At 72.0% G+C, this 14,138-nt stretch carries 12 protein-coding genes; 4 read left to right on the top strand and 8 right to left on the bottom strand.

Features of this window, described 5'->3' with window-relative positions; translation table 11 throughout:
* Nucleotide 1 precedes the first annotated feature (1 nt).
* A complete protein-coding gene (locus IPM45_00230; GenBank protein MBK9177992.1) occupies nt 2-1,426 on the bottom strand; it encodes a DUF1298 domain-containing protein in 1,425 nt (474 codons plus the stop codon).
* 304 nt (nt 1,427-1,730) lie between these two features.
* Here IPM45_00230 and IPM45_00225 point away from each other — a divergent pair, with 304 nt between their 5' ends.
* Nucleotides 1,731-2,768 (top strand): glycosyltransferase family 4 protein, encoded by a 1,038-nt coding sequence (locus IPM45_00225; GenBank protein MBK9177991.1) that lies wholly within the window; start codon nt 1,731-1,733, stop codon nt 2,766-2,768.
* Nucleotides 2,765-3,703: a glycoside hydrolase family 130 protein gene (locus IPM45_00220; GenBank protein MBK9177990.1), complete on the top strand. Its 939-nt coding sequence runs from the start codon at nt 2,765-2,767 to the stop codon at nt 3,701-3,703. The genes IPM45_00225 and IPM45_00220 overlap by 4 nt, the downstream gene beginning before the upstream one ends.
* A 67-nt stretch (nt 3,704-3,770) precedes the next feature.
* Here the strand turns inward: IPM45_00220 and IPM45_00215 are convergent, their stop codons facing one another.
* The 3 genes from IPM45_00215 to IPM45_00205 all read right to left on the bottom strand — a co-directional run bounded on the left by IPM45_00215 (nt 3,771) and on the right by IPM45_00205 (nt 7,017).
* Entirely contained in the window at nt 3,771-5,354 is a 1,584-nt protein-coding gene (locus tag IPM45_00215; protein MBK9177989.1) for a glycoside hydrolase family 130 protein, read from the bottom strand.
* Nucleotides 5,355-5,746: 392 nt separating this feature from the next.
* Entirely contained in the window at nt 5,747-6,514 is a 768-nt protein-coding gene (locus tag IPM45_00210) for a YwiC-like family protein (protein ID MBK9177988.1), read from the bottom strand.
* A 92-nt stretch (nt 6,515-6,606) separates the two neighbouring features.
* Nucleotides 6,607-7,017, bottom strand: coding sequence for an Rrf2 family transcriptional regulator (locus tag IPM45_00205; protein ID MBK9177987.1), 411 nt, complete (start codon nt 7,015-7,017; stop codon nt 6,607-6,609).
* A gap of 130 nt (nt 7,018-7,147) precedes the next feature.
* Here IPM45_00205 and IPM45_00200 point away from each other — a divergent pair, with 130 nt between their 5' ends.
* Both IPM45_00200 and IPM45_00195 read left to right on the top strand, forming a co-directional pair.
* Nucleotides 7,148-7,663, top strand: a complete 516-nt coding sequence (locus IPM45_00200; protein ID MBK9177986.1) for an NfeD family protein — start codon at nt 7,148-7,150, stop codon at nt 7,661-7,663.
* On the top strand, nt 7,660-8,601 hold the full coding sequence (locus tag IPM45_00195) for an SPFH/Band 7/PHB domain protein (GenBank protein MBK9177985.1): 942 nt from the start codon (nt 7,660-7,662) through the stop codon (nt 8,599-8,601). Before IPM45_00200 ends, IPM45_00195 begins: the two co-directional genes overlap by 4 nt.
* A gap of 81 nt (nt 8,602-8,682) precedes the next feature.
* On the opposite strand, the gene IPM45_00190 is transcribed toward IPM45_00195, so the two are convergent.
* The 4 genes from IPM45_00190 to IPM45_00175 all read right to left on the bottom strand — a co-directional run bounded on the left by IPM45_00190 (nt 8,683) and on the right by IPM45_00175 (nt 14,073).
* A complete protein-coding gene (locus tag IPM45_00190; protein ID MBK9177984.1) occupies nt 8,683-9,357 on the bottom strand; it encodes a YkgJ family cysteine cluster protein in 675 nt (224 codons plus the stop codon).
* Between the two features lie 99 nt (nt 9,358-9,456).
* Complete coding sequence (locus IPM45_00185) at nt 9,457-11,319, bottom strand: NAD(P)/FAD-dependent oxidoreductase (protein MBK9177983.1); 1,863 nt, start codon at nt 11,317-11,319, stop codon at nt 9,457-9,459.
* Between the two features lie 197 nt (nt 11,320-11,516).
* Nucleotides 11,517-12,209 (bottom strand): 2-oxo acid dehydrogenase subunit E2, encoded by a 693-nt coding sequence (locus IPM45_00180; protein ID MBK9177982.1) that lies wholly within the window; start codon nt 12,207-12,209, stop codon nt 11,517-11,519.
* A 160-nt stretch (nt 12,210-12,369) separates the two neighbouring features.
* A complete protein-coding gene (locus IPM45_00175; protein ID MBK9177981.1) occupies nt 12,370-14,073 on the bottom strand; it encodes a hypothetical protein in 1,704 nt (567 codons plus the stop codon).
* Between the last annotated feature and the right edge of the window lie 65 nt (nt 14,074-14,138).

Genomic DNA, 14,138 nt, shown 5'->3' with positions numbered 1-14,138 from the left:
ATCAGCCGAGGGCGGCCCGCATCCCGCCGACCACGGCCGGCGGATGCTCGCCGGCCAGGTCGAGCACCTCGTCGAAGCCCTCGGCCAGACAGGCGAGGAAGGCGTCGCCGTCGGGGATGGCCATGGTGTCCATGGTGACGCCGACGCCGCAGGTGTCCCGGTAGGACATCAGGGTCACGTTCACCGCGGTCCCGCCGGTCGGCCCGAACGGGTACGTGCGGAGCACCTCGGCGCCGGCCAGGTACACCGGGTGTCGGTAGCCGGGCACGTTGCTGGCCACGAAGTCCACGTGGAGGGCCATGGGGGCCACCACCCACGGGGTGAAGGGGTTGAGCGAGCCGAAGATGGCCTCGGCCAGGGGCACGGCCGGCTCGTCGCGAGCCTCGGTCGTGGCCTGGTGCAGCCGGCGGATCCGCTCGGCTGGATCGGCCTCGGCCACCGGCACCTCGTACCGGATGATGATCACGCGGTTGCCACCCGGTGGGTCGTCGGGCCCGCGGACGCTGATCGGCAGGCTCACCCGCAGCTGCTCGGGCACGGCGCCGTGGCGCTCGTGGTAGCGCCGCAGCCCACCGGTGACACCCGCCATGAACGAGTCGTTCAGCGAGCCGCCGGCGGCGTGGCCGGCCTCGTACAGGGGGGCGGCCGGCACGTCGATCACCGCGTAGCGCCACGACATGCTGCGGGCCGTCATCACCGGCGACTTCGTGTCGGCGATCGGGCGGATCGTGCTGAGGACCGACCCCGTGGTCCGCAGGGCCGAGCGCACGGTGTCGGCCGGGTTCCGCAGCAGGTCGACGATGGTCGACGGCACGGCTCGCGCCAGGCGGGCTGCGACCGCTCGGGCGGTCAGGGCATCGTGCCCCACGGCCTGGCCGACGATCGAGAGCCCGTCGACGTGATCGGTCGGCGGCACGTCGTCGTGCTCGCCCGCGTGGTCGGCGTCGCGTTCGAGGTCGAAGATGTGCGCGGCCACCTGGAGGCCGCCGATCCCGTCGGTGAGGGCGTGGTTGAGCTTCACGGCCAGCGCGGCCCGCCCGTCGCCCAGGCCCTCGACGAGGGTGGCCTGCCACAGCGGCCGGGTGTGGTCGAGGCCCCCCATGGCGGTGGCGCAGGCCAGCTCCAGCACGTCCTCCAGGCGGCCCGGCGGAGGGGCCGTCACGTGACGGACGTGGTAGTGGAGGTCGAACGACTCGTCGGCCACCCAGCGGGGCGGCCCGAGGCGGAACGGGGGTTCGGCCAGCCGGCTGCGGAAACGGGGGTCGAGGCGACCGGCGTGCTCGAAGCGGTCGACCACCTCACCGAAGTCGGGGGCCCGGTCGAGCAGGAACACCGCGCTGATCGTCCAGCGGAGCCGCGGGTCGCGCTCCAGGTACCAGATGAAGGCGTCTGTCGGGCGCAGGTACGGATCGCTCCACTCGACCATCGGTCCCCTCCTCGCAGGTCGCTGGATGCGATCGTCGGCCCTCGCCGGGCGCTGGGCCAGGGTCGAACGTCCCGCGCCGTCCGGGGCGGGGAGCCGGCGAGCGCCCGGGAGGCACACCGGCACCGCGGCCGCCGATCCGGAACCGACCCCAGACGTGTGACCATGGTGGTCGTCGGCCACGTCACCCGCTGGAGGGACCCACCATGTCGACCGGATCGTCCCGACGGTGCTCCCGGACCTCGATGGCCCCCTCCGGGGGGTCCTCCCGGTGGGCCCCGGCACATCGGGGAACGGGGCGCTGACCGTGCGGATCGGCATGCTCGCGCCGATCGCGTGGCGGACCCCGCCGCGCGACTACGGCCCCTGGGAGCAGGTCGTCGCCACGCTCACCGACGCACTCGTCGAGCGAGGCGTGGACGTCACCCTGTTCGCCACCGGGGACTCGGCCACCGGCGCCGACCTCGTCAGCGTGGTCGCGCACGGCTACGAGACGGACGACAGCTACGACGTCAAGGTCTACGAAGCGCTGCACATCGCCACGTGCTTCGAGCACGCCGCCGCCGGCGAGCTCGATCTGATCCACAACCACTTCGACTTCCTGCCCCTCGCCTGGTCGCGCCTCGTGCCCACCCCCGTGGTCACGACGATCCACGGGTTCTCCAGCCCGGCGATCCTGCCCGCGTACCGCCGCTACGACGGCCACGTCCACTACGTCGCCATCAGCGACTCCGACCGTCACCCCGACCTGCACTACGACGCGACGATCCATCACGGCATCGACCTCGCGCAGTTCCCCTACCGGCCCGAGGCCGACCCCGACGGGCACCTGCTGTTCTTCGGGCGCATCCACCCCGACAAGGGCACCCACACCGCGATCGACCTGGCTCGCGCCGCCGGTCGCCCGCTGCGCATCGCCGGGATCATCCACGACCACGACTACTTCCACCACGAGGTCGAACCCCGCCTCGGCACCGACACCACCTACCTCGGCCCCGTCGGAGGCGCGGACCGGGCCGCCGTGCTCGGCGCCGCCACCGCCCTCCTGCACCCGGTCGCGTTCGACGAACCGTTCGGGCTCAGCGTCGTCGAGGCGTTCGCCTGCGGCACCCCGGTCGTCGCCTACCAGCGGGGCGCCATGGCCGAGCTCATCCGACCCGGGCACAACGGCTTCCTCGCCCACGACATCCCCACTGCGGTCGACGCCCTCGCCCGGATCGGCACCGTCGACCGTGCCGCCTGCCGCGCCGACGCCGAGCAGCGCTTCTCCGCCCAGCGCATGGCCGGCGACTACCTCCGCCTCTACCAGGCGATCCTCGGCGGGGCCACGGGGACCCCCCGGTGAGCCGAACCACCGACCTGGTCGTCCGCAGCCCCCACAACCCGATCCTCACCGCCGACGACGTCCCCTACCCGGTCGCCACGGTCCACAACCCGGCCGCGGCCCGCCTCGACGACGGACGGGTCGTGCTGGTGTTCCGCTCCCACCGGGCCAACGGCCGCAGCATCCTCGGCGCCGCCGACAGCACCGACGGCGTGCACTTCACGGTCCGACCCGAGCCCTGGCTGGCCCCCAGCGACCACGAGCCGTTCGCCGCCTACGAGGAGTACGGCGTCGAGGACCCCCGCCTCACCCGCATCGACGAGCACTGGTACCTCACGTACTCCGCCTACAGCCGCCACGGCGTCCGCATCGGACTGGCCCGCAGCGCCGACCTCGTGAGCGTCGAGCGGATGGGGTTCATCACCCAGGCCGACCATCGCAACACGGTGCTGTTCCCCGAACGCATCGGCGGCGACTACGTCCGCTTCGACCGCCCCCACACCGAGCTCACCCCGTGGTCGATCTGGGTGTCGCGCTCCCCCGACCTCATCCACTGGGGCCGCTCCACCCGGGTCCACACCCCGACGACCTACCACTGGACCAGCGCCAAGGTCGGCCCCGGCGCCCCACCGCTGCGCACCCATGCCGGCTGGCTGCACGTCTTCCACGGCGCCTACCCCACCATGAGCGGCCACGTCTACCGCCTCGGGGTCGCCCTCCACGACCTCGACGAGCCCGAGACGGTCGTCGGCGTGGCCGACGGCTGGATCCTCGAACCCACCGACCCGTGGGAACGGACCGGCTACGTCCCCAACGTCGTGTTCTGCAGCGCCGCGATCACCGAGCCCGACGGCACGAACCTGCGCCTCTACTGGGGTGGCGCCGACACCGTCGTCTGCACCGGCACCGTCGGCATCCAGACCCTCGTCGACGCCTGCCTCACGACCACGCCCTGATCGCCGGGACCCGACCGTCCTCCGACCGCCGGGGGTCGCCGAGCGGCGCCGTCGGTCTGCTCGGGCGTCAGCGGCCCTCGGCTCCGACCCGGGTCGGGGCGGGGCGGGTCCCGCTCGCCCCTGACGACCGTCGCGGGCTCTTCGTCAGTCGGTCGAGGAGCTGGTCGAGGGGGACGGAGGCCACGCCGATGCTCGCATCGCCGATGCCGTAGGGCAGGACGATGCTGTCGCCGTGCAGCATCGCGCCACAGGAGTAGACGACGTTGGGGACGTAGCCGTCGCGTTCGTCGTCGGTCGGGGCGATGAGCGGCTCGGTCAGCCGGCCGATCACGCGAGTGGGGTCGTCGAGGTCGAGCAGCTCGGCCCCGATGACGTAGCGGCGCATCGGGCCGACACCGTGGGTCAGCAGGATCCAGCCGGCGGGTGACTCGAGCGGCGATCCGCAGTTCCCGAGCTGCACGAGGTTCCAGGGATCGCACGACCGTGGCAGCGAGACGTGATCGTCCCAGACGGTGAGGTCGTCGGACACGACCAAGGCGTTGCTGTCCCGATCCCACCGTGAGAGGGCGACGTAGCGCCCGCCGATGCGCCGGGGGAACAGGGCCATGCCCTTGTTGCGCGCGGCTCGTCCGGTGAGCTGGGTGCTCCTGAAGGTGCGGAAGTCGGCGGTGGCCAGGAGCTGAGGCGCCACGTCCGTGCCGTCGTACGCGGTGTAGGTCGCGTAGTAGACGCTCGTGCCGTCGTCGTCGACGAAGCGGACGAAGCGTGCGTCCTCCATCCCGTTGCTCTCGCCCGGGGCGTTCGGCACCAGGACGCGCTGGGAGATCGAGGAGAGGGCGGGGAAGGTCACCTCGTAGTTGGATGCGGCGATCCTCTCGATCTGCTCGATCGTCTCGGCGGCGTCGGGGCGGGTGATCACCTGCTCCTGCAGCGCGTGCAGCGCCGCATCGAGCTCGTCGTCGCTGAAGGGGTCGGGGAGCGCATCGAGCACGAACGCCGCGCTCGAGCCGCGGTCGTGGATCGCGCTCAGGATCCGATGGAACTGGTCGCGGCTGTGGCGGACCTGTCCCGGGCGCCCACTGAGGACGGGCGCTTCGGGTTCGTCGAGGCGGATGTCGGCGTCGGCGTCGACCACGCCGGTGCGGAACTCGATCAACGAGCGGTGGCCCTCGCCGATGGCGCGCAGGCTCATCACGAAGCGGGTCTCGCCGCGCAGTAGGCCCGTCTGGTCCGGGTGGACCACGATCGACGGATTGCACACGGCGGCCGCTTCGACCGCGTACTCCTGCGTGAAGTAGGCGCCCACCAGCTGTTGCCGGGCGGGTGACAGCTCGGTCGGACGCTCGATCCGATGCGCGACCAGCTCGAAGTGCTCGGCCAGGATCGCCGCCAGGTCGTGGTGCCGGCCGGCGAAGAGCGCCACGACCTCGTCGAGTGTGGCCGCCGTCTGATCGTCGTCCAGGGCGAGGATCCGGCCGATCACCGATCCGGCCCGGGACTCACCGTCGATCAGGCTCTCCTGCCCGGGGATGAACAGCATCGCGATCACACGCCGAGGATCGGGGCGGAGCCGGTGGACGCTGCGTCGGATCTCGATCGGCGCAGCCGTCACGGACGCACCCGAGCGACCATCTGCCGAATCATCGAGCATCAACGAAGTGGACATGCCGGCAACCTTCCGGGCTCGGGAGCAGCCGTCGACGAGGGCTGCTCCGCTTCCCATCCCCGGCGTGACGAGGCGTCAAGGCGACCGACGAGGCAGACGACGTGCTGGCCAGGTCACGGTACCAGCACGTCGAGCACCTGCCCGGTGATGCCACGCGCCCGGTCGCAGCAGGGCCGCGGCCCACGCCGTAGCGTGGGGCCATGGCAGAGAAGGCGAAACCCTCGACCGAGGCCAAGAAGCCCGGCCGAACCCTCAAGGAGAAGCGAGCGGCGAAGAACGCCAAGCAGGCTGCGCAGAAGCAGGCTCGCAAGGGCTGGGAGAAGTAGCCGCCCCGGCCCCCCCGGCGGTCGAGCGCACCTCGGCCGGAGGCCGCTCGTTCACGGGGCGAGCACACCCAGCGCGGTCACGACGGCGACGCCGAAGCCGATCGCCATCTGGCGCGAGCCGATCACGCCGGCACGCGGGACGGGGCCGCGGGCGGTGACCCGCTGGAACACCACGACGGCGCCGACGGCGATCGCACCGGCGAGGACGGACGGTTCGATCCACACGGCAGCGGCCGCGACGCCCAGGGCGGCCAGGTCGGTGGCGAGCAGCCGGTGAGCCGAACCGGGTCGGTGGTGGAGGCGGTCGATCTGGGCGCGGACGAACGGCACGGACGTGACGACCCGGGCGGCCAGGATCAGCCACAGCCCGATCGCCAGCCGGGAATCGGCGCCGTCGGCGAGCACGATCATGGCCGACACGGCGCAGACCCCGACTGCGCCGGCGAGCTCGGGGATCAGGCGCCGGCTCCGTGACCGCATGTCGAACCACAGCTCGACGACGACCAGGGGCGCGGCCACGAGCGCGGGCCACCAGAACGGGTCGGTGGCGAGCAGCGCGGCGATCGTGACCAGGGCGACGAGCCCAGCCACCTCGACGGCGGCGACGCGGGCGGCGACGACGGTCCGGTCGAGGCGTCGTCGCCGCCACCGGTCGACGAGCACCACCTTGAGCGGGGTGCGGGCCACGAAGGCGACGAGCGCGGCGGCCGCCAGGCACCAGCCCGCGCCGCTCGGGGCCACCAACAGGCCGAGCACGGCCGGCTCGAGGGTGAGGCCCCACCCACCGTGCTCGGTGGGCACCGCCACCGAGCGCACCACGCCGCGACGGTCGGGAACGGCGCCACGCCGTGGCGGCGCGGACTCGTGTCGATCCGTGGGCTCGTCCGAGCCGGCGACGCCGAGCTCCTCCATCAGTCCGCTTCCCCGGCCGCCAGCGAGGAGAGGGGCGTACCGGCCAGCTCCCCCAGGAGCTGCGCCCGCGCCCGGGACCACGGCACGTGCAGCGCGCACGGCCCCGCACCGCTGCACGCCCGGTCCTCGAGCACGCACCGCCCCGCGTCGGTCGGGCCCTCCACGGCCTCGATCACGTCGAGCACGCTCACCGCGTCGAGGTCGACCACCGCCGCGTACCCGCCCGTCGGACCAGGGTCGGACCGCACCCATCGCCGGGCCACCAGCGGCGCCATCACCTGCGACAGGAACCCCGGCGTCGTCCCCACTCGCCGGGCCAGCTCGGGCGACTTGGAGCGACGCCCCGAACGCCCCAGGACCAGCAGCGCACGGGTCGCCAGGTCGGCCCGGCGGGAAACCTCGAGTCGCACAGTCGAAGACTAGTGGTCCTCGGCCCGCGTGCCCCGACGAACCCGGCCCGGAGCCCGCACCGCAACAGCCCTCGGCGACGGCGCGGACCCGCACCCGCACCCGTAGAGTCGCTGTCGGGAGGAGGTGCCCGTGATCGTGATGTTCTGGGTGGCGCTGGGCATCGTGCTGCTGGCCGTCGAGCTGCACCACCTCGCGCTCTACGTCCTCTTCGGGTCGCTCGGAGCCTTCGCCGCCGCCGCGGTGGCCGGCGTGGCGCCGTCGGCCATCCCGCTGCAGGTCGCCGTGGCCGTCGCCGTCGCCCTGCTCGGCATCCTCCTCGTCCGCCCCTACGTCAGCCGCTCGTTGCACACCCACCTCGAGAGCCGCCCCGGTCGCGGCGTCCACGGCACGCTGGTCGGCGAGGAGGTCATCACCCTCGACCTCGTCGGCGACGAGACCCGACCCGGCCACGTGCGCCTCGCCGGAGAGCGATGGCTGGCCGTGAGCGGGTCGTCGCTCCCCGTCCCGCCGGGCACCCGCGTGCTCGTCACCGCAGTCCGAGGCACGACCTTGACGGTGTGGCCGACCGACGGCTCCGTCGGCTACGTCGACCCCCAGGAGCTGCAACCGCCGCCCGACCCGGGCGGCGAGGGAGGATCGCCGTGATCGCAGCCGTGTCCGTCGGCACCGCCGTCGCGCTGGTGCTCGCCGTTGTCATCGTCGGGGTGCTGCTCCTCGCCCTGCAGCAGATGGTCAACATCGTGCAGCAGGGACAGGTCGGGGTGCTGAAGCGGCTCGGCGAGTACCGCCGCACGCATGAGCCGGGGCTCGTGATCATCGCCCCGTTCGTCGACTCGCTCACCCGGGTCGACATGCGTGAGATCCCGGTGCCCGGTGACCGCCAGGACGTCATCACCAAGGACAACGTGGTGGTCACCGTGAACGCCACGATCTTCACCCAGGTCGTCGACGCCAGGCAGGCGTTGTTCAGCGTGAAGAACTTCGACGTCGCCATCGACGCGCTGGCCCGCACGGCGCTGCGGTCGGTCATCGGCACGATGACCCTCGACGAGGCGCTGTCCGAGCGCGAGCGCATCAACACCGACGTGCAGGAGCAGATGGAGGCCGTCACCGACAAGTGGGGCATCCGCATCAGCCGCATCGAGATCGTGGAGATCGCGCCGCCGCCGCAGATCCTGCAGGCCCTGGCCCTGCAGAAGCAGGCCGACCAGGAGAAGCGGGCCCGGATCCTGCAGTCCGAGGGCCAGCAGCAGTACGCCATCAACGTGGCCGAGGGCGACGCCCAGGCGGTGGTGCGGGCGGCCGAGGGCCAGCGCCAGGCGGCCATCCTCCGAGCCGAGGGCGCTCGGCAGGCCGAGATCCTCCAGGCCGAGGGCCGCGCCCAGGCCATCGAGACGGTCTACGCCGCCATCAAGCACCAGGAGCCCGACCCGACCCTCGTGTCGATCCTGCAGCTCGACACGCTCGCCAAGTTCGCCGAGAGCGACAACGCGAAGATCGTCGTGCCCTACGAGAGCGCCGGCCTGCTCGGCGCCGCGCAGGTGCTGCGCAACGTGATGGAGGGGAACGGGTCGGGCGGGTAGGCCTCGTTCTGCGTCGCCGGCGACACGGGGCGGCAGCCGACACGGATCGTGGTCGTGCACGAAGCGGGCCACGCACGACGGTCAGCCCGGCCGGGATGCGGTGCGGCGCGCCACCTCCGCTCTGACCACGTCGGGATCCGCATCGACGACCGTCGTCCGGCCCGTCTGCTCGTCGCGTCGGAGGAAGGCGTCGTGGACCTCGATCGCCAGCACGGCGAGCTGCGTGGTGTTCGTCGGAACGGTGCGGTCCGGTAGCAGGTCGCTGCGGTCGCGAAGGAACGTCGCGGCCGCTCGAACGGCGTCGTGCCGGTCGCGGTCGGCCCGGGTCGGGAAGCCGAACTGCCAGCGCCGGGCCCGGCGGGCGATCAAGGCCTTGTCGTCGTCGTCGATGTCGAGACCGGCGGCCGGGAAGACCCGACAGTCGTAGGTGCGACACGTCCTGGGGCGGTGCTCGTAGATCGAGCAACGATCGTCGATCAGTATCGGGCAGTGCCCCCGCTTGTCGTAGCCGAGCAGGACGTGGCCGCGCGGCAGCCCGGGAGCGGAGAACAGCAGCCCTACTGGTATGCGGGCCAGCGTGCCGGTCTCCTCGGGTCCGATGTGGATGAACTGGGACGAGGTGCAGCAGGCGGTGCAACCGTCGCACGGCACCTCCGACCCCCGTTCGCCGCGGATCGCGCCCTGCACGTCGATCATCCACGACGAGAAGTCGCCGGCTGCCAGGTCGCGCTCCCCGATCGTGTCGTCGTCGGTCATGCGTGCTCCGCCGTCAGGTCGGGACCGTGGGTTCGTCGAGCCTCGCGGGACGGGGAGATGCGGGCGCCTCGGACCCGGTGGCCGGCGCGGCGACGCACGTCAGTCGGCGGTGCCCGCTGTTGCGCCGTCGGCCCGGAACTCGAGGCCCTCGAAGTCGCCCGACCTGCGCCACCCGTCGATGTAGTGGAAGTACGCGACCGGCCCCAAGGGGTAGCCACTGGCGTTGAGCCGCTCACGTCGGCCCAGGGGCTTGCCCTCGTTGTTGTAGTAGCCGGGCGTGCAGTCGGGGTTGCCGAGGAACGACTGGCCGCTGCTCTCGAGGAGCCCGATCCACGCCTGCTCGGCCGCCTCGGTCACCTCGACCTCGTCGGCGCCGACCTCCAGCGCGTGTGCGACGACCGACGCAATCGTCGTGCCGGCCTCGGTGAGGTTGTGCGTGATGTTCGAGATGAGGTTCGCGCCCTGGCTCAGCCCCACGACGAACAGGTTCGGGAAGCCGTGCACGTGGATGCCGTGCATGCTCTGCATGCCGTCGGCCCAGCGCTCCGAGAGGGTGACCCCGCCCCGACCCACCGTCTCGAAGCCGGCCCGCCGCGCGTAGTCGGTGCCGACCTCGAAGCCCGACGCGAAGACCAGGCAGTCGACCTCGTAGTGGACCCCAGCGACCCACACGCCGGTCTCGTCGATCCGCTCGACACCCTTCCCGTCGGTGTCGACCAGGTGGGTGCCGGGCTCGTTGTAGGCCTGGAGGTACTCGTCGTGGAAGCACGGCCGCTTGCAGAGCTGGCGGTACCACGGCTTCAGCGCCTCGGCCGTCGCCGGGTCCTCCACGATGGCGTCGACGCGGGCCCGGATCTCGGTCATCTTCTCGTCGTCGCTGTCCTCGTAGGCGCGCTGGATCGCCTCGGGACCGAAGCTCCCGTCCGACTCCCCCATCTCGGCGATGACCCGGTCACGGATCCGCTGGGCGATGTCGGTCCAGCCGTCCTCGACCAGGTCCTCGTCGGCGAAGCCACCGGTCTGCAGGATGGCGAAGTTCTCCAGCCACGTCTGCTGCCAGCCCGGCTCGAGGGTGGCGAACCACGCCGGGTCGATCGGGTGGTTGTTGCGGACGTCGATCGACGACGGCGTGCGCTGGAACACGTAGAGCTCCTCGGCGTCCCGCGCCAGGTGCGGGATGCACTGCACCGCCGTGGCACCGGTGCCGATGATGCCGACCCGCTTGTCGGCCAGCTTCTCCAGCGGGGCGCCGGCCGGGTCGCCGCCGGTGTACTCGTAGTCCCACCGGCTGGTGTGGAAGCTGTGCCCGGCGAACGTCTGCATGCCAGGGATGCCGGGCAGCTTCGGCCGGTGCAGCGGGCCGGTGCCCATGGCGACGAACCTCGCCCGCATCTCGTCGCCTCGGTCGGTGCGGACGATCCAGCGAGACGACGTCTCGTCCCACTCGAGGCCGGTGACCTCGGTCGAGAAGAGGGCGTTGTCGTAGAGCCCGAACTGGGTGGCGATCCGCCGGGCGTGCCCGAAGATCTCGGTGGCGAAGGTGTACTTCTGCGTGGGCATGTGCCCGGTCTCCTCGAGCAGCGGCAGGTAGATCATCGCCGCCGTGTCGCACATGGCCCCCGGGTAGCGGTTCCAGTACCACGCACCTCCCACGTCACCGCCACCCTCGATGATGCGGACGTCGTCGATGCCGGCCTGCTTCAGGCGGGCGCCGGTGACGAGACCGGCGAAGCCACCCCCGATGAGCGCCACCGTCACCTCGTCGAAGCGCGCCTCGCGCTCGACCGGCTCGGTGTAGGGGTCGTCGAGGAAGTGGGCGAACCGACCGGTCGGCTCGACGTACTGGTCGTTGCCGTCGGGGCGCAGGCGCTTGTCGCGCTCCGCTCGGTACCTGGCCCGCAGCGCCTCGCGATCGATCGGCTCGGCCGCGGTGCTCAGGGTGACCTCGTCGGTTCGGCTCATGCGCACATCTTGGCCGACGCCGCCATTGCCATCGCCGTCGGCTCCCACGATCTCCCCACGCGCCTGCCTCGGACCGACCTTCCACGGAGGAGCCGGCTCGTGGAGGTCGAGGCGCTCGATGTCCGCCAGACGATCTCGGAGGACCAGTCGGGCACACGGTCGCCGAACGACGGGACACCGTCCCGGAGCGCCGGGACTCAGGCTGGTTCGTCGAGGACGCGTCCGTCTTCGAGCAGTCTGCGCAGGTCCGCACCGAAGCGGGCCGCAGGAGCGCCGTCGACCACGCGGTGGTCGACGGACACGGTGACGTCGAGCAGCTCGCGGGGGCACACGACGCCATCGCACATCCACGGTCGGGTGCTCACCGCACCCACCACGACCGCCAGTGAGTGGAGGCCCGGCGGCGCGATGGCGAACCCTGCGCCGCCCCCGAACATGCCGACGGCGGTCACGAGCACCGTGCCCGACAGCCTCCTGCCGCGAGCAGACCGGCCGAGCACGACGTACAGGCCGGGGATCACGCCGGGCACGGACACCAGCCGCGGCAGCCACCGCTCGAGCGGCCGGGCCTGGCGCGTCGTGCTCGAGTCGCGCCTGGCGGCGTGGAGCTCGCTGCCCAGCTCCGCGACCGTGCGGCGGTCTGCGTCACGGACGAGGTGCGCGACCGCAACCGGACCGCGGGAGGTGACGACCTCGACCATGACGGTCGCGTCCACGTACGTGGGCGACACGAGTCGTCCTCGCCAGTCCCGGTACGCGTGCACCTCGGGGTGGGCGGCCGCCGATCGAGCAACGGCCGCCAGCACCAACGCGGTGAACGAACCGGGCGGATCGAGCTCGGCCAGTCGTGACCGGGCGGTGGTGACGTCGACGGTCAACAACCCGTGCATCGGTGCCGCACGCCGACCGGCCCGCACGGAGCCGAGCACAAGGCGACGTTCCGGGGAGAGCCTGGAGACAACGACCGCTCGCTCACGAGTCACGCCACACCTCCACGACGTGGCGGACCGGCGGGTCGTCGGAGGACACGTCGGACCAACGCGGTGGCCTCTACTGCTCGATCCAGAGGGGCTGCGGGAAGAACGACCCGGAGGTGTTGGCGAGCCCCTCGATCACGGGGACGCCGTCGGGGGAGGTCATCGCGAGCACGCCCTGCACCGACGGGTCGTGGGGCAGCGCCCAGACGGTCCAGTTGTCCCAGAGGTTGTAGCACTGCTCGCCGAAGCGACGGTTGATCGCCTCGGCCGCCTCCTGGCGGACGGCCGGGTCGGGACTGGTGCGGATCAGGTCGAGGTTCTCGTCGATCACGTCGTCTCGGATGCGGCCGAAGTTGAGGGCCAGCTCGCCGACCGGCAGCGCGCTCGACGAGTGCCACCAGACGTACTCGCCATCGGGGTCGGGCGCCCCGTGGTTGCGCCACTGGAACACCTCGAAGTCGCCCTGCAGGGCGGTGACGATGAACTGGCCCTGCTCGATCTGCCCGATGCTCGTCTCGACCCCGGCGTCGTTCCACATCTGCTGCACCAGCTGGGCGATGAGCAGGTTGACGCTGTCGTTGGTGGTGGCGTACTCGATCTCGAGGGGCCCGTTGTCGGCCTCCCACGCCTCGATCGCCGCCTTGGCCGCCTCCGGGTCGTAGATCGGGTAGCCGGTGTCCTCCAGGTAGCCGACGCGGCCGGGGACGAACGGGCCGTTGGCCAGCGCGGGCACGTCGTCGTTGACCGCGGTGCCGATGGCGGCGGTGTCGGTGGCCTGGGCCAGGGCGCAGCGCACGTCGCGGTCGGCCAGCGGCGAGGCCTCGTCGCCCACGTTCAGGAGCCAGTACACGGTCTCGCCGCCGTCGGCGACCTCGGGCATCGGGAAGGCGTCGGCCTGCTCGCGCAGCTGGGAGATCACGCCGCCGTTGTCGGTGTGCATGACGTCGATGTCGCCGGCCAGCAGCGCGTTCTGGCGGGTCTCCCCGTCGGGGATGATCCGGAACTCGATCTCGTCCAGGTACGGCATGCCCTCGCGCCAGTAGTCCTGGTTCTTGGTGCCCGTGAAGCCCTGACCGACCTGGTACGACTCGAACACGAACGGCCCGGTGCCCACCGGCTGGCTGGACAGGCTCGGGTCGGCGTCCACCGCGGCCAGCCACGTGGGCGAGGCGATGTAGCCGGGCTGGGCGGCCAGCACGATCGGGAACTCCGCCCAGGGCCGGCCCATGGTGACCACCACGGTCATGGGGTCGGCCGGGTCGACCTCGATCGAGGTCACGTCGGCCAGGACCTTGCCGGTCAGGAAGCTGTTCTTCTGGCGGGTGAGGTTGTCGGCGACGGCCGCGCCGTCGAACGGCGTGCCGTCGTGGAACGTGACCCCCTCGCGGGCGGTGATGCGCCACTGCGTGTAGTCGGCGCTGGGCTCGGCGGCCACAGCCAGGTTGGGCACCGCCTCGCCGTCCTCGCCGATCAGCATCAGGGTGTCGTACACACTGCGGGCCACCATGTGGCACGACACCGGGCAGGTCATCTGGGCCGGAGTCCACGGGCTGTCCGTGTCGGCCTCGATGCCCACCACCAGCCGGCCGCCCGGCACCGGCTCACCGGCCACCGTGGTGTCGGCGCCACCGGTCGTGGTGTCGGCGCCACCAGCGGTGGTGTCGGACGCGCCGCCGTCGTCGTCGTCACCGCAGGCCGCAGCCACCAACCCCAGCACGGCCAGGACGGCCAGCACCCAACGCCAGGTCGCGTTCCTCGAGCGTGACCCTGTCGGCATCCCGAACCCCCTCCGCGCGAACCGTGGGTCCCTCGCTACTGGCGGAAGCCCGGGTTCGTCAAGGC

Source organism: Acidimicrobiales bacterium, from assembly GCA_016716005.1.
Lineage (GTDB): Bacteria > Actinomycetota > Acidimicrobiia > Acidimicrobiales > JADJXE01 > JADJXE01.
This window is presented reverse-complemented; position numbering and strand designations above follow the sequence as displayed.